Source organism: Streptomyces sp. NBC_00090 (genome assembly GCF_045160815.1).
Lineage (GTDB): Bacteria > Actinomycetota > Actinomycetes > Streptomycetales > Streptomycetaceae > Streptomyces.
On sequence record NZ_CP108224.1, the window covers coordinates 8,316,299 to 8,332,364 of the forward strand.

The 16,066-nt window shown below is 70.0% G+C and carries 9 protein-coding genes; all 9 read right to left on the minus strand.

The window, feature by feature from the left end; all coding sequences use genetic code 11:
• Positions 1-27: 27 nt before the first annotated feature.
• Positions 28-1,632 carry a glycoside hydrolase family 13 protein gene (locus tag OG361_RS36960; RefSeq protein WP_405860686.1) on the minus strand — a complete coding sequence of 535 codons (1,605 nt, stop codon included), beginning with the start codon at positions 1,630-1,632 and terminating at the stop codon, positions 28-30.
• Positions 1,633-1,759: 127 nt separating this feature from the next.
• Complete coding sequence (locus OG361_RS36965) at positions 1,760-2,635, minus strand: carbohydrate ABC transporter permease (protein ID WP_405860688.1); 876 nt, start codon at positions 2,633-2,635, stop codon at positions 1,760-1,762.
• A gap of 16 nt (positions 2,636-2,651) precedes the next feature.
• Positions 2,652-3,611, minus strand: coding sequence for a carbohydrate ABC transporter permease (locus OG361_RS36970; RefSeq protein WP_405860690.1), 960 nt, complete (start codon positions 3,609-3,611; stop codon positions 2,652-2,654).
• Between the two features lie 95 nt (positions 3,612-3,706).
• Positions 3,707-5,122, minus strand: coding sequence for an extracellular solute-binding protein (locus OG361_RS36975; RefSeq protein WP_405860691.1), 1,416 nt, complete (start codon positions 5,120-5,122; stop codon positions 3,707-3,709).
• A gap of 360 nt (positions 5,123-5,482) precedes the next feature.
• Positions 5,483-9,769: a discoidin domain-containing protein gene (locus tag OG361_RS36980; protein ID WP_405860693.1), complete on the minus strand. Its 4,287-nt coding sequence runs from the start codon at positions 9,767-9,769 to the stop codon at positions 5,483-5,485.
• Between the two features lie 140 nt (positions 9,770-9,909).
• On the minus strand, positions 9,910-13,284 hold the full coding sequence (locus OG361_RS36985; RefSeq protein WP_405860695.1) for a CARDB domain-containing protein: 3,375 nt from the start codon (positions 13,282-13,284) through the stop codon (positions 9,910-9,912).
• A gap of 273 nt (positions 13,285-13,557) precedes the next feature.
• Positions 13,558-14,568: a LacI family DNA-binding transcriptional regulator gene (locus tag OG361_RS36990; RefSeq protein ID WP_405860697.1), complete on the minus strand. Its 1,011-nt coding sequence runs from the start codon at positions 14,566-14,568 to the stop codon at positions 13,558-13,560.
• Between the two features lie 161 nt (positions 14,569-14,729).
• On the minus strand, positions 14,730-15,257 hold the full coding sequence (locus OG361_RS36995) for a hypothetical protein (RefSeq protein WP_405860699.1): 528 nt from the start codon (positions 15,255-15,257) through the stop codon (positions 14,730-14,732).
• Positions 15,257-15,502 carry a helix-turn-helix transcriptional regulator gene (locus OG361_RS37000; protein WP_384576484.1) on the minus strand — a complete coding sequence of 82 codons (246 nt, stop codon included), beginning with the start codon at positions 15,500-15,502 and terminating at the stop codon, positions 15,257-15,259. Before OG361_RS37000 ends, OG361_RS36995 begins: the two co-directional genes overlap by 1 nt.
• Positions 15,503-16,066 lie beyond the last annotated feature (564 nt).

The window sequence follows — 16,066 nt, forward strand, 5'->3', positions numbered from 1 at the left end:
GAGCGGGCCGACGGCGTCGGCCGGGGGTCAGGCGCGGAGCCACACGGCCGTGTCCCCGGGCAGCCGGCCCTCCGCGTCGAGCGGACCGCTCGTCAGGAGCACCCGCTCGTGCGGGGGAAGGCCGGCGGGCGCGTCGGAGAGGTTGACGACGCACATCAGCCCCTGTGTGCGGGCGAAGGCGAGGACACCCTCCCCGGCGGGGAGCCAGGTCAGCGGGCCGTCGCCGAAGCCCGCACCGGTACGGCGCTGCCGGAGGGCCTCGCGGTAGAGCGCCAGCATCGAACCGGGGTCCGTACGCTGCCGGTCCACCGCGTACGGGGCCCAGTCCCGGGGCTGGGGCAGCCACGGCTCGGAGGCCGGGCCGAAGCCGTACCAGGGCGCCTCACCGGCCCACGGCAGCGGGACGCGGCAGCCGTCACGGCCGGGGTCGGTGCCGCCGGAGCGGGCGTGCATGGGGTCCTGGATGCGGGCGAGCGGGATCTCGGCCTCGGGCAGGCCCAGCTCCTCGCCCTGGTAGAGGTAGACCGACCCGGGCAGGGCGAGGGTCAGCAGCGCGGCGGCCCGGGCGCGCCGGGTGCCGAGGCCGAGGTCCGTGGGGGTGCCGAAGGTCTTCGTGGCGAAGTCGAAGCCGGTGTCCTCACGCCCGTACCGGGTCGCGGTGCGGGTCACGTCGTGGTTGCAGAGCACCCAGGTCGCGGGGGCGCCGACGGGGGCGTGCTCGGCGAGGGTGTCGTCGATGGTGCGGCGGAGCCGGTCCGCCTCCCAGGGGCAGGAGAGGAAGTTGAAGTTGAAGGCGGTGTGCAGCTCGTCGGGGCGCAGGTAGCGGGCGAAGCGCTCGGAGTCCGGCAGCCAGACCTCACCGACGAACACGCCGCCGTACTCGTCGGCTATCGCCCGCCAGGAGCGGTAGATGTCGTGGAGTTCGTCCTGGTCGATGTACGGGTGGGGGTCGACGCCCTCGACGAAGTCGGCGAGCGCCGGGTCCTTGGCGAGCAGCGCCGCCGAGTCGATCCGTACGCCGGCGACGCCCCGCTCGAACCAGAAGCGGAGCACGTCCTCGTGCTCGCGCCGGACGGCGGGGTGGGCCCAGTTGAGGTCGGGCTGCTCCGGGGTGAAGAGGTGGAGGTACCACTCGCCGTCCGGGACGCGGGTCCAGGTGCGCCCCGAGAACTGCGACGGCCAGTCGTTGGGCGGGAGTTCGCCGTTCTCGCCGCGGCCGGGACGGAAGTGGAAGAGCTCGCGCTCGGGGCTGCCGGGACCGGCGGCGACGGCGGCGCGGAACCACGCGTGCTGGTCGGAGACGTGGTTGGGGACGATGTCGACGATCACCCGGATGCCCAGTGCACGGGCTTCGGCGATCAGCTTCTCGGCCTCGGCGAGGGTGCCGAAGGCGGGGTCGATGGTGCGGTAGTCGGCGACGTCGTAGCCGCCGTCCACCAGCGGGGAGAGGTACCAGGGGGTGAACCAGACCGCGTCGACGCCCAGTTCGGCGAGGTAGGGCAGTCTCGCCCGGACGCCCGCGAGGTCCCCGGTGCCGTCGCCGTCGCCGTCGGCGAAACTGCGGGGGTACACCTGGTAGATGACGGCGTCGCGCCACCAGTCGTCGGTGCGATGCGAGTGAGGGGCTGCCACGTGACGGTCCTTTCGGGCAGGTCGGGTTTCCTCGTCGCCGGCCCGTTCGCTGCGGGGCGGGTGGTCGGGCCGGCGACGAGGGATTCGGGGTGCGGAGGCGGGTGCGGCCGGGGCGGGGTCCGCCCGGTCAGCCCTTGAGCCCGCCGGCGGTGAGGCCGCTCATGATGTTGCGCTGGAAGACCAGGAAGATGAGGAGGGTCGGTACGGACGCGATGGTCAGGGCGGCGATCAGCACGTTCACCGGGACGCCGTTGGAGAGCGAGTAGATGCCGACGTTGAGCGTCTGCACGGACGGGTCGGGCAGCGTCAGCATCGGCCAGAGGAAGTCCTTCCAGACCCCCACGACGGCGAAGATCGACACCACGCCCAGGATCGGCCGCGAGATGGGCAGCACGATCGACCAGAGGATCCGTACGGGGGAGGCGCCGTCCATGGACGCCGCGTCCAGGAGCTCCTTCGGGATGGAGTCGAAGAAGCGCTTGAGCAGGAAGATGTTGAAGGCGTTGGTGACGGACGGGAGCCAGATCGCCCAGGGGGTGTTGAGGAGGTTGCGCTCCACGATCGGGACGTCGAGCACGGTGAGGTACTGCGGCACGACGAGGACGGTGGCCGGGATCATCAGGGTGGCCAGCATCATGCCGAGGACGGCCTTGCCGAGCACGGGCCGCAGTTTGGAGAGCGAGTAGGCGGCCGCCACGTCCAGGACGAGCTGGAAGGCGAGGGCGCCGAACGCGTAGTAGAGGGTGTTGAAGAGCAGGGTGGCGAGGTCCATGACCTCCCAGGCCCGCGTGTAGTTCTCCGGGGTGAAGCTCCCGGGGACCAGGGTCGGCGGCGTCTGGATCACTTCCTGGGCGTCCTTGAAGCCGCTGGACACCAGCCAGTAGAGGGGGCCGAGGAAGGCCAGGGTGAACCCTCCGACGACCACGGCGAAGACGATCCGGTAGACGGCCCTCCCGCGGGGGCGGGCGAGCTGCGCGGGCGAGATGAGTGTGCGTGTGGACATGCTGGTCTCCCCGGTCCTACTCGTCCTCGGCACGGCTGAGCTTCACGTACGCCGCCGAGAATCCGGCCAGGAGTACGAGGAGGAGCAGGCCGAGCGCCGCCGCGGCACCGTAGTTGTTGAAGTTGAAGGCGTACTGGTAGATCAGGTAGACGACGGTCGTGGTCGATCCCTCGGGGCCGGCGCCGCCGGTGAGCAGGAACGGCTCGACGAACACCTGCATGGTCGCGATGACCTGCATGAGCAGCATCAGCGAGAGGATGAGCCGGGTCTGCGGGATGGTGACGTGCCAGACCTTGCGCAGCAGGCCGGCTCCGTCGAGTTCGGCCGCCTCGTACAGCTCCCCGGGGATGCTCTGGAGGGCCGCGAGGTAGATCAGCGTGGCGCCGCCCATGTTCATCCAGGTCGAGGCGATGACGACGGAGAGCATCGACAGGTCGGGATCCTGGAGCCACTGCTGTTCGGGTAGGTGGAGGACGGCGAACAGCTCGTTGAGCAGGCCGTAGCCCGGGTCGTAGAGGTACTTGAAGAGGAGGACCGAGGCGACCGGCGGGAGCATCACGGGCAGGTAGACGAGGAGCCGGAGGTAGCCCTGGCCGTGGTGGAACTCGTTGATGACCAGGGCGACGACGAAGGGGACGGCGAAGCCGAAGACCAGCGCCAGCGCGGTGAACAGCAGCGTGTTCCGCCAGGCCTGCCAGAAGGCGGGGTCGTTGACGACCGTGACCAGGTTGTCGAAGCCGACCCAGGAGGTCTGGCCGCTCTCGGTCTTCTGGAAGGCAAGGAAGAACTCCCGGACCATCGGGTACCAGGAGAACACCGCGAAACAGAGGACGGCGCCGATGAGGAAGCCGTGGGCGGTGAGGTTGCGCCGCAGGCTCTTGGCGAAGCGGCCACCGGGGGGTACGGGTCCCGCCGTCCGCGGCGGGGAGGGGCGGGGGGAACCCGCCTTGCTCGGGGTGAGGCTGGGGGCCGACATCGTCGCTCCTTGGTGCTGGTCTGCCGGGTTGTCGTCCTGTCGAGGGGTGGTTCCCGGCGGGGGCGGCGGGACGGTCCGCCCCCGCCGGGCTGCCGTCACTGGTTGGCGAGGACCTGGTTGACCTGCGCCTCGGCGGTGGAGAGGAGCTTGTCGATGTCGGCGTCCTTGTTGGTGAGGAGGCCCGACATGACGTTGTCGAGGACCTTGTAGACCTCCTGCGCCTTCGGCGGCTCGGCCTTGCCGGCGACCGGGGCGTCCATGAACGCCTTGAAGTTGGCGACCGGCATGGTGGCGTTCTGGATCCGCGAGGCGTCGTCCGTCGTCTTGGACGCGTTCAGCCAGAAGTTGGGCTGCGGGACGCCGACGGGCAGACCGTCCTGCTTGGTGCGGGCCCAGTCGAACTGTCCCTTGCCGACGGTGAGGTTCTTGAAGTTGAGCCAGGCGACCGCGGCCTTGATCCTGTCGCCGGAGATCCCCTTCTTGACCATGTAGTTGTTGCCGCCCGCGAGGGTGTTCTTCGCGCCGGGGATCGGGCCCATGCCGAAGTTCTCGTACTTCGCGCCGAGTTGCTGGACCATGTACGCGATGTCGTCGGGCGCGGCGAGGAACATGCCGAGCTTGTCGGTGGCTATCTGCTTCTGCAGGTCGCCCCACTTGAGCAGCTGGGTCTTGCCCATGCTGTCGTCCTCCCAGCGCATCGCGTGGAGGTTCTTGGCGACCTGCTTGCCGAGGTCGTTGTTGAACGCGGCCTTCCTGCCGCTCGCGTCGACGACGTCACCGCCGACGCTGTACATCTGCGCGGTGAAGTGCCAGCCGCCGGTGTTGCCGGCGCTGTACTCGCCGAAGCCGGAGATGCCCTCGCCGAGGCCCGCGATCTTCTTGGCGGCGGCCCGGACCTCCGCCCAGGTGCGCGGAGGGGCGTCGGGGTCGAGGCCCGCCTGCTGGAAGAGCTTGCGGTTGATGAGGAGGCCCATGGTGTAGTTGCTGGTGGGCAGACCGTAGAGCTTGCCGTCCTGCTTGAGGGAGCCGAGGACGTTCGGGTCGATGTCCTTGAGGAGCGGGACGCTCTTGTCGTTGACGTACGCGGTGATGTCCGCGGCCCCGTCCTCGGAGAGCACCTGCGCGAGGTCGGTGAAGTACGTGTAGAACACGTCCGGTTGCGACTTCGCCTTGAGCATCGCGGTGAAGCGGGGCGGCTCCAGACACTGGCCGGGGGTGGAGCGGCCCTCGATGGTGACGTTCGGGTACGTCTTGTTGAACTCGGCGACGTCCGCCTTCCACTCCTTGAGCTCGGCCGCCTTCGCCGCGGGGGGCATGCAGTCGATCGTCAGCGTCACCTTGGTCTTCGGGTCCAGCGGGGTGGTGGGGTCGGACGACCCACCGCCCTCGGAACCACCGCTGCCGTTGTCGCTGCTGCTCGTACCGCAGGCGGCGAGAGCGGTGAGCGTGAGCGCGGAGACGAGGGTGACCGCGCTGACGCGGCGGGTACGGCGGAACCGGGCACTTCTCATGAGTGGTCCCCTTCGGGCCATGAACGTGGAGGTCCCCACCGCCGGTGCGTTGTGGGGCGCGGCACACTCAACCACCCCCGACAAGTGAACGCAAGATATCGCGCACGTTTTGAAATTGTCTGACAGAAAGAAGCAGGACGGCGAGGAGTCCGCCTGCGTGGCGGACAGTTGACACGCGCGGCGGCCTTCCCCTGCGGCTCTCCCGGCGCCCCTGTGGGGCCGTCAGGAGCCCCCAGGAGGGGTGAACTCCCCTCCTGGGTGGAGGAAACGCGCGCAAGGCCGGTGCAGACGGCTGCAAGCCGCCTGCACCGGCCTCGCCGGCTCCCTCCGTGCGGTCCCGCGGATGGCCGCGGAAATCCCTTACGGGTTGATGTCGATCTTGAAGGTGGATGTCGTGTTACGGACGTCCACCGCGTTGTTGCTCAGCTCCAGGCCGTTGAACGTCACCTCCCCGACGGCGGGACCCTGCCCCGACTCGGGCATCTCGTTGGCCCAGAGACCGAAGCCCGACCTGGCGTCGAACGCGTCACCGCTCTTGCGCGCCCCCGTGATCGAGACGTCCGTGAAGACGGTGTCCTTGATCGGGAACTGCGGCTGGCCGCCCACGTAGTTCGTCTGGAACATCACGCCGCTGTACGTCGGATCCACGATGTCCACATGGTTCACCCGGATCCCCTGGAAGACCTTAGAGGCGGAGAACACCCAGATGCCGGGGAAGGTCTGCGAGCCCCAGAAGTGCCCGCCTGCCCGCACGATCGAGATGTTCTCGAACGTCGTGGGCGAGGTCCCGAAGCCGTTCATCGGGTAGCCGAAGTCCAGCGACGAGATGGTGATCCCCGAGTAGACGAGCGTGTCGGCGATGTGGATGTTGCGGAAGACGTTGTCGTAGCCGCCGTAGACCGCCACGCCCGCGGCCCGCCAGGTCAGCGTCGAGGTCAGGTTCTCGTAGACGTTGTTCTTCATGTCCGCGCCGCCGGCGTCGATCGCCGAGAACAGCGCGAAGCTGTCGTCGCCGGTCGCCCGGGCGTCGTTGTTGGTGACGAGGTTGTCCGTGGAGCCGTTGGTCATGTTGATGCCGTCGGCGAACAGGTTGCGGATCCGGGAGTTCTTGATCGTGATCCGGTCCGTGTTGGCTCCCCAGTACAGGCAGACCATGTGCTCGTTCCAGATGTCGTCGATCACGATGTCCGACACGTTGGCGAAGTCGAACACCTTGCCCGGACCGTCGATGCGCGAGGTGTAGTTGCCGAAGTACGCGAAGCCCTTGAAGAGCGAGCCCTTCGCCGCCGCCTCGGCCCGGAAGCCGACGTCGGTGTTGTCCTGCGTCGAAGGCGCGTGGAACTTCGTGTACCAGGGACCCGCGCCGACCACCTTGACGGGCTTGCCGTACACCTGGAACTTGCTCGCCGTCTGGTAGTCGCCCGGCGGCAGGTAGACACCGACCAGCGTGCCCGTGCTGTCCATCCGCACCCGGTCGAGCGCGTTCTGCACGTCCTGGTGGCCGAAGCCGGCCGGCACGGCGTACGTCGCCGGATCGGGGTTCGCCACCGGGGCGACCTGCTCCAGGTTCACGAAGTCGATCGCGTACGTGGAGGTGTTCGCGGAGTCCTTCTGCAGCCGGATCCTCGCGCCCGCCGGGATCGTCTCGCCGAGCAGCAGGTGCGCCTCGTCGTAGATGTGGCGCGGCCCGCCCGCCCCCGGCGAGTTGCCCGGCGCGGTCTCGGAGCCGTACAGCCAGGCGTACTTCGAGGTCAGCGGCATCGCCTTCTTCAGGACGCCGTCGACGTACACGTTGATCGTGGAGTCGAGGCCCCCGCCGCCCGGCGCGTCCGGTATCGAGAAACGGGTCACCAGGGTGTTGGTCGAGCGCCGGGCGGTGAACTCGACGTACTCGCCCGTCGCGTCCAGGCTCACGGCCTTGCGGCCGGAGGCCTCGCCCGCGATGTCGCCGACGGTCCGGTTCGGGCCCACGACCTGGGCACCGCCACCGGTGACGCCGTCCTCCGCCTCGTACATGTCGTACGGCATGTTCGCGCCGCGTCCGACGAAGAGCGGCTGGGCGGCGGCGTTGTTCTCCCGCTTCACCGGCAGCTCGTTGGCGTCGTCCGCGACGACCGTCCTCACCGTGTACGAGCCGTTGGCCGCGGTCCAGGGACCGAGGGTCACCTCCGCCGTGGCGCCGGCGGCGAGGACACCGGTGTGCGCGCCCGTCAGCGTCTTGACCGTGGTGCCCTGGGAGTTGACCAGCGAGAGCGTGACGCCGTGGCTCCCCGCGGCGCTCGCCTGGGTCCCCTGGTTCCTCACCGCCACCTTGAAGGTGACCGTGTCCCCGGCCGCCGGGGAGGACGGCGAGGTCGTCACGGACGCGGCGAGCAGGTCCGAGCTTGCGACCGGCTTCACCACCAGTGCGATGGCGCTGGTGAAGGTGTTGTCGGACTCGTTCTGCTCGATGACGGCGTTCGCCTCGTCGGCGACGGCGCTCAGCTGGTACGAGCCGGCGTCGCGGGCGCCGATGGAGGCGCTGACCGTGGTCTCCGCGCCGGCGGCCAGGGCGCCCACCGGGACGGTGGCGACCTTCGTACCACCGAGGCGCAGCGCGACGGCGCTCGCCGGTGCGGCCGCCGGGCCGCTGTTGCGGACGGTGGCGCTCACCGTGATCGGGTCGGACTCGACCGGCGCGGCGGGCGTGGTCGTGAGCCCGGTGACCTCCAGGTTCGGGTTGGGCGCGGCGACGCCGACGACCTGGAACTCGGCGAGCTGACCGGCCGCTGAACCGGAGTTGGCGGTGAACCGCAGCTGGACGTCGGCGACGCGGGCCGAGACGGGGATCGTGACGGTGTTGCCGTTCGCCGGGTCGAAGGTGTAGCTCTTCGCCGCGACCAGGCTGCCGAAGCCGGACGCGCTCTGCTCGCGCCCGAGGACCTCGACGGTCTGGCCGCGGGTGGCCCACGACGAGTCCGGGTTGAGCTTGAGGACGAGGCTGCCGACGTCGGCGTTGGAGCCCAGCTTGACGGTGAGCGTGTTCGGGTAGCTGCCGCCCGCGCCCTCCCAGTAGGTGCTCGTGCTGTTGTCGTTGGCGTTCGCCGCGACGAAGGTGTGGACCGTGGAGGAAGCGCTGATCTCCTTGCCGACGGCGAGGTTGGACCCCGTGCCGCCGGAGCCGTTCCGGGTCACCGTGTTGCTGTTGGCCGACCGGTTGCCCGCCGCGTCCTTGGCACGTACGTGGTACGTGACGGTGGCGGAGGCCGGCTGGGTGTCGGTGTACGTGGTGACGTCGCCGACCACGCTGCCCCGCAGGGTGTTGTCGGCGTAGACGTCGTAGCCGGTGACGCCGGTGTTGTCCGACGAGGCGTTCCAGACCAGCTTGACCTGGCCGGAGGCGGGCTCGGTGAACGCGAGGTCCGCCGGTGCGGTGGGCGCCTGGGTGTCCCCGGTGTCGCCGGTCCGGGTGACGGAGTTGCCGGCGGCGGACTGGTTGCCGGCCGCGTCCTTGGCACGGACGAGATAGGTCAGCGTCTGGTTCGCCGGCCGGGTGTCGGTGAAGGTGGTGACGTTACCGTCGACGCTGGTCAGCAGGGAGCCGTTGGCGTACACGTCGTAGCCGGTCACGCCGACGTTGTCGGTGGCGGCGTTCCAGACGAGCCTGACCTGGTCCGTGGCCGGCTGGGTGAGGGCCAGGTTCGAGGGCGCGGTCGGCGCCTGCGTGTCCCCGGTCTGCGGGCCGTAGACCTCCAGCTCGGACACCTGGGCGGCGGGCTGGACGCTGTTCGCCGTGACCAGGACGCGGACGTACCGGGTGGTGGCCGCGTCGAAGGTGATCGTCGCGGACCGGCCGCCGGCGGCGTCGAAGGTGTACGCCTGGGCGGCGGTCAGGTCGGTGAAGGCGGTGCCGTTCGTGCTGCCCTGGATCTTGAGGGTCTGGCTGCGGGCCCCCCAGCCGTCGGGCAGCCGCAGCACGACCCGGTCGACGCGGACGGCGGAGCCCAGGTCGGCCTGGATCCACTGGGGGAGGGCGTTGTTGGCGCTCTCCCAGTAGGTGGCCCGGTTGCCGTCGTTCCCGTTGGCCGCCACGTACACCTCGGTGTGGCTGCTCGCGGTCAGGGTGCGGCCGCTCGCGAGGTTGACGGAGGACCCGTCGGCGGCGTGCACCTCCAGCTCGGAGAGCTGGGCGGCCTGCCACCCGCTGTTGGCGGTGATGTCGACCCGTACGAACCGGGCCTGGGAGGCGGGGAAGCTCACCGTCACCGTGTTGGCCGCGCCCGGGCTGAAGGTGTAGGCGGCGGAGCTCTTCAGGGTGGTGAAGCTGGTGCCGTCGGCGCTGCCCTGGACGGAGAGCGTCTGGTTGCGGCTCTCCCAGCCGGCGGGCAGTTTCAGCACGACCTCGTCCACGCGGGTCGTGGTGCCGAGGTCGGCCTGGACCCACTGCGGCAGGGTGCTGCCGGAGCTCTGCCAGTACGAGCCTTGGTCGCCGTCGGTGATCCGGGCGGCGCCGTACTCGGCATGGGCGCTGCTGGCCGCGGCGGCGTCGCCCAGCGCGATGTTCGGGCCGCCCGCAGCCTCGGCGGTCATCAGCGGACCGCCGAGGGCCAGCAGGCTGGTCGCGATCGCGGCGCTCAGGCATCGTGATCTCCAGTTGGGGATGGTCATCTGTCCTCTATCTCGGCCTCGCGCCCGACGGCGGCGAGGCGCGGCTCAGGGGGACTGTGGGGAGGGGTGGACGCGCGGGGGCGCGTTCCTGCGACGGCGGTCCGCCGGAGCGGACCGCCGTGCCGGTGCGGTGGGGTGTGTCAGCCGGTCCCGTTGACCACGAACTGCGAACCGGGCTCGATGAGGACATTGCCCTCGGCCGAGTCGGTGATGGTCACGCCCGTCAGCGTCGCGCTGCCGCGGGCGCCGCTCATCGCGAGGATGCCGGAGCCGTTGACCGACTTGTCGATGCGGACGTTGGTGATCCTCACGTCCGGCATCTCGCCGCCACCCGTCTTGAACTGGATGCCGTCGTACGTCGAGTCGTGGATGTCGGTGTCCCGGATGGTGACGCCGGGGATGGGCTGGCCCTGCGCGAAGAGCGTGATGGCCCCGAACTCCTGGTCCTCGTTCCAGAACGCGCCACCGGTGCGGTGCAGGGCGTTGTTGGAGATGAGGGTCTGCCCGGAGAAGGGCAGCGGGTCGTGGTCGGTCGCCAGCATGATCCCCGGGTAGTTCATGGTGTCGGAGATGATGTTGTTCTCGATGGTGTTCCCGTAACCGCCGTACACCGCGATGCCGTTGGCGCGCCACGGCAGCTGGATGGTGTTGTTGCGGAAGTGGTTGTCGTGGCCGACGTCCACCGAGGTGTCCTTGACGTACTTGCTGGCCCAGACGGCCAGGGCGTCGTCACCCGTGTTGCGGAAGGAGGAGTTGAAGACGGTCGAGTTGCGGGTGCCGTTGGCGAAGTTGACGCCGTCGGCGTAGGTGTTGCGGACGCGCATGCCGCTGAACTCGAGGCCGTCGCCCGGACCCCAGAGCTCGGGGAGGTTCGAGTAGTCGCGGCCGGCCCAGACACCGACGTTGGCGTGCTCGATCCAGACGTTGCTGATCTTCGTGCCCTTGCCGAAGCGGCCGTTGAGGCCGACACCTCCCTCGGCGTTGCCGTCGCCGCCGCGGATCGTGCCCGACCCGAAGATGGCGATGTCCGAGATCTGCGTGTTGTGGTCGATGTCGAAGCCGAAGTTGCCCTCGTGCGGGTGGTTGATGCCGCCCGCCTCGTGCGGCGGGGTGAGGGTGTACAGCTGCGCGTGCCACATGCCCGCGCCCCGGATCGTGACGTCCCGGATGCCGACCTGGTTGAACTGCCCGCGGTTCAGCGGGTCGTCGGTGAGGATCTTCTGCTCCTGGCGCCACTGGCCGGCCGGGATCCACACACAGGCGATCTGGCCGTTCTGGTCGGCGGTGACGGCGCGCTGGATGGCGTCGGTGTCGTCGATGCCGTCGTTGGGCACGGCGCCGTACTCGGTGATGGAGGCGCAGTTCGCCGGCTTCGCGGCCGGGGGCGCCACCTGCTCCAGGTCGATCAGGTCGACGATGTAGAAGGAGGCCCGGTCGTCGGCGTCGCGCTGGAGCCGGAACTTCGTGCCGGCCGGGTACGACTGCGCCAGCAGGGCGTGGGACTCGTCGAACAGGCGCCGGGCGTCACCGCCGGGCCGGTTGGTGAGCCCCTCCGGGTCGTCGGTGCTGCCGTAGAGCCAGCCGTGCTTGGACGACAGGGCCAGCTTCCGGACGAAGACGCCGTTCGCGTAGAGGCTGATCGTCGCCTCCGCGCCGCCGCCGGCCGCGGCGTCCGGGATCGAGTTGCGCACGACGATGGAGTTGGACGGGTTGGTGGAGGTGAACTCGACGTACTCGCCGGTGGAGTTGAGGCGCACCGACTTGCGGCCGGAGGACTCGGTGGCGAAGTTGGTGTGACCGAAGGTCCGCTTCTGGTCGGCGGTGAGCAGGGTGCCCTGGTAGCGGGCGTCCTCCGCCTCGTACTCGGTGTAGGGCACGGCCGCGCCGCGGCCCACGACGAGCGAGCGGGCGAAGACGTTGTTGTTCTCGTCGGTCTCGGCGACGGCGCCGGTGGCGTCGGCGGTCGCGGTGAGCGTGGCGCCGCCGGTCGTGGCCGTCCAGCTGCCGGAGATCGCCACGTTCACGGTCTGTCCCGCCGCGATCGCCCCCGCGGTGCCGTTGAGGGTGGTGGTGCCGGCGGTCAGCCGGGTCACCGTCCCGGCGGCGACACCGGCGGTGCCGCGGTTCTCGACCGCCACGGTGAAGGAGACGGCGGAGCCGACGGCGGGGCTGCTCGGGTTGGTGGAGATCCCGGTGACCCGCAGGTCGGGGCCCGGGCTCTGGCCGACGACGAGCTTCGCGGAGGCCGTACGGCTGTTGTTGCCGTTGTCCTGCTCCGCGACGGTGTCGGTCGGGTCGACGACGGCCGAGACGGTGTACGAGCCCATGGGGCGCTTGCCCACGGTGACGGGTACGGTCGCCGAGGCGCCGGCGGCGAGGGCCGCGACCGGGGCGGAGCCGGCGACGGCGCCCTCCAGACTCACCTCGACGGTGGTCGCGGCGGCGGCGGCCGAACCGGCGTTGCGCACGGTGGCGTTGACCGTCACGGCGTCCGTCTCGGAGGGGGAGGACGGCGCCCAGGTCAGGTCGGTGACGGTGAGGTCGGGGTTGGGCGCGGCCGCGCCCACGACCTGGAACTCCGCCACCTGGGCGCCGGGGGCGCCGGTGTTGGAGAAGAAGGTCAGTCGCAGGTCCGCGTAGCGTCCGGTGACCGGGATCGTCACCGAGTTCTGCCCCGCGGACGGGCTGAACGCGTAGTCGGCCCGCGCCTTGAGCGAGGTGAATCCGGAGGCGGCCTGCTCACGCCCGAGGACCTGGACGGACTGGGTCCGGGGGCCCCACGCCTGGTCGGGGTTGAGCTTGACGACCACGGCCTCGACGTCGGCGTCGGCGCCCAGCTTCACCGTCAGGCTGGACGGGAAGCCTGCGGACTCCCAGTAGCTGGCGGTGCTGTCGTCGTTGGCGTTGGCGGCGACGTAGGTCTGTGTCGTGGACGTCGCCTCGATGGGCTTGTTGCGGGCCAGGTTGGTTCCCCGGGTCGGCGGGTCGACCGGGTCCTCGCCGCTCTCGCCGTAGACCTCCACCTCGGAGAACTGGGCCGCGTTCCAGCCGGAGTTCGCCGTCACCTGGATCCGGAGGTACCGGGTGGTGGCGGAGGTGACGCCGAGGGTGACGGCGTTCGCGGCGGAGGGGTCGAAGGCGCGGGCCTGGGGCGCGACGAGGGTGGTGAAGGCGCTGCCGTCGGTGCTGCCGAGCACGGCGACGGTCTGTGTACGCGCCTCCCACGTGGTCGGAAGCTTCAGTACGACGCTGTCGACGCGGGTTCCCGCGCCGAGGTCGATCTGCACCCACTGGGGGAACGAGCCGACCGGGCCCTCCCAGTAGGACTGCTGGCTCCCGTCGGTGACGTTGCCCGCCGGATACGCCCCGTGGGCGCCTCCGGAGGTCGCCGTTCTGCCGAGGGCGAGGTTCGGGCCGGCCGCCGCGTAGGCGGTGACCGGAAGGAGTCCGACGGCGATCAGTCCGGCTATCAGCATGCCGACCGTCAGCCGCCAGCTGAGGATTCTGCCTCTCATGTGGGCCTCTCCACGTGCTGGGACCCGGCTCCGTGTTCAGCGACTTGGCCAGGAACCCAGCAGGACTCTGACAATGAATGACGACGTCCTACCGACTTCTTGAGCATTTCAGTTAATCCTTTGCGTCGTCGGGGTGTCAGGTTTCTATCAGGTCACCGCTTTGTCAACAGCCGCGACAGAAACCGCACTTGGGGTGCACGGAAAACGGCTCCGGCTCCGGGAGGCCGTGGGGCCTCCCGGAGCCGGAGCCGGGAAGAAGGAGGGGAAGGGAGGTCAGTCGAGCGGCGGCGGAGCCGTCGACCCCCGCACGACGAGCTCGGGCTCGAAGAGGAGCTCACCGGGGTCCGCCTGTGAGCCCTGGATCTGGGCGCACAGCAGCTCGACCGCCGCGCGCCCCATGGCCTCGATGGGCTGGCGCACGGTGGAGAGCGGCGGCTCGGTGCAGTTCATGAAGGCGGAGTCGTCGAAACCGACGACCGACACCTGGGCCGGCACCGAGAGCCCGCGCCTGCGCGCCGCCCTTATGGCGCCGAGGGCGAGCGGGTCGCTGGCGCACAGGATGCCGGTGACCCCCCGCTCCAGCAGACGGTTCGCGGCGGCCTGGCCGCCTTCGAGCGAGAAGATCGACCGTACGACGTGCTCGTCCGGCAGCTCCGTGCCCGCCGCCTTCGCCACGGCCCGGGCCGCGTCGAGCTTGCGCCGCGACGGGACGTGGTCGCTGGGGCCGAGGACGAGACCGATCCGCTCGTGCCCGAGGGAGGCGAGGTGACGCCACGCCTGCTCGACGGCGACGGCGTCGTCGCAGGAGACGCAGGGGAAGTTGAGTCCCTCGATGGAGGCGTTGATGAGGACGACGGGGATGTTGCGCTCGGCCAGCTGGTGGTAGTGGTCGTGAGGCGCGTCCGCCTGCGCGAAGAGTCCGCCGGCGAAGACGACGCCGGACACCTGCTGCTGGAGGAGGAGGTCCACGTAATCGGCCTCGGAGACGCCCCCCTTGGTCTGCGTGCACAGCACGGGCGTGAGCCCCTGCTGCGCGAGCGCCCCGCCGATGACTTCGGCGAACGCGGGGAAGATGGGGTTCTGCAGCTCCGGCAGGACGAGGCCGACGAGGCGGGCGCGCTCCCCGCGCAACTGTGTGGGCCGCTCGTAGCCGAGCACGTCCAGCGCGGTGAGGACGGACTGCCGCGTCGCGTCGGAGACACCGGGCTTGCCGTTGAGGACACGGCTGACCGTGGCCTCGCTGACTCCCACCTTCTTGGCCACCAGAGCAAGTCGTCGCGTCATGAGCGCAAGAGTATCGCAAACTCCGCAAGAAAGTTGCGTCGATCCGCGATCCGCATGCAAGACCCTCCGTACCAGCCATCGGAGGCCGGACCCGCCGCGATACCGACCCCCCGACCGCCCGTCGCCCACCCCGCCGGCCGGCATCCGTGCGCAAGCGTTTGCTATTCGCCGAAGTCCTCGCCCAGGTCGCCGAGGTCGACCGGATCGTCCTGGACCCGCAGCCCCGCCACCCACAGCGGCATCATCCAGTGCGCGGCGAGCACGCCGACGAGGAGCGGGGTGACGGCCGCCTGGAGCGGCGCGTCGGTGAGGACGCTGTACGTGCCGGCGCCGAACGCCCCGGCCACGAGCAGCCACAGGGTGATGCGGTGGGCCAGGGCCCGCACCCGGTCGCGCTCGACGAGCTGCCGCTCGTCGAGCATCCGGCCGCGCAGCTCCAGCAGCCCGCGCGTGGAGCCGTTGAGCATGCCGGTGAGAAGGACCCACGGGAGCATCACCACGGCGATCGCGGCGGCCGGGCCGAGTCCGGGCCCGAAGACCGTACCGATCCAGGCGCCGACCCCGACGGCGGTGAGCGCGAAGTGGGTCCCCACCAGGAGTCGGCGCCGTCCCGCTGTCGCGTAGACGGCAGCCGCCCGGCGGTCGTTCATCACGGCGTACATCCGCCGGTCGTAGCGCGTCGCGGTCATCACTGCTTCCTCCCGTAGACCTCGTCGGTGAGCGGCTGGAACGGCTCCAGGGAGAACAGCGCCTCCACCGGGAGCTGGAAGAACCGGGCCACTTTCAGGGCCAGGTCGAGGCTGGGGTTGTACTGCCCGCGCTCGATGTAGCCGATGGTCTGGTAGTGGACACCCACTGCCTCGGCCAGTGCCTGTCGAGACACCTTCCGCTCGGCGCGGACTACCGCCAGCCTGTTGTGCACCTGCTCGCTCATGTATAAGAAGTACTACATCCGAGTGGAGGACTGCAACATGTACTCGAGTGTCTCCGGGCCGCTCGCGGCGCCACCGGAGGGTCGGGCGCGGTACGCGGCAACCGCCGGCCGCCAGGGGTTCGGGCCCGCGACCGGGCGCGAACCCGTGCGTGTTGCCGAGGCTTGGGAGCGATGCCCGGGCGTCAGAATGTGATCGGTTCATTGCACTTTCACTGCGGTGATTGGTCGTTTTATGGGCCCGGAGTGACCGGTGGCGGCTGTCCTTTCGGCAAAGTCACATGGCGAACCCGAACTGGCTATGCTCCCCGATGTGTTGCGACGCGCTCACAGCGAGTCATGACCGCTGGGTGCGCGCGGACGGAGCGCGGCTGCGGAGGGAAGCGACCATCGGCGCGATCCCGAAGCGGCCCGGCCGGGCCTCATCGGAACACACGTAGGTGCCCGAGTGAGGTCCGACTCGTTCCTCTCGGCGCATCACAGCACCTCAGTCCGCTCATTTCAGACTGTTTAGGGACCCTTGATGGTTGGTGCAGGTTCAGTTTCCAGACCCCGGCCAAGCGCGGC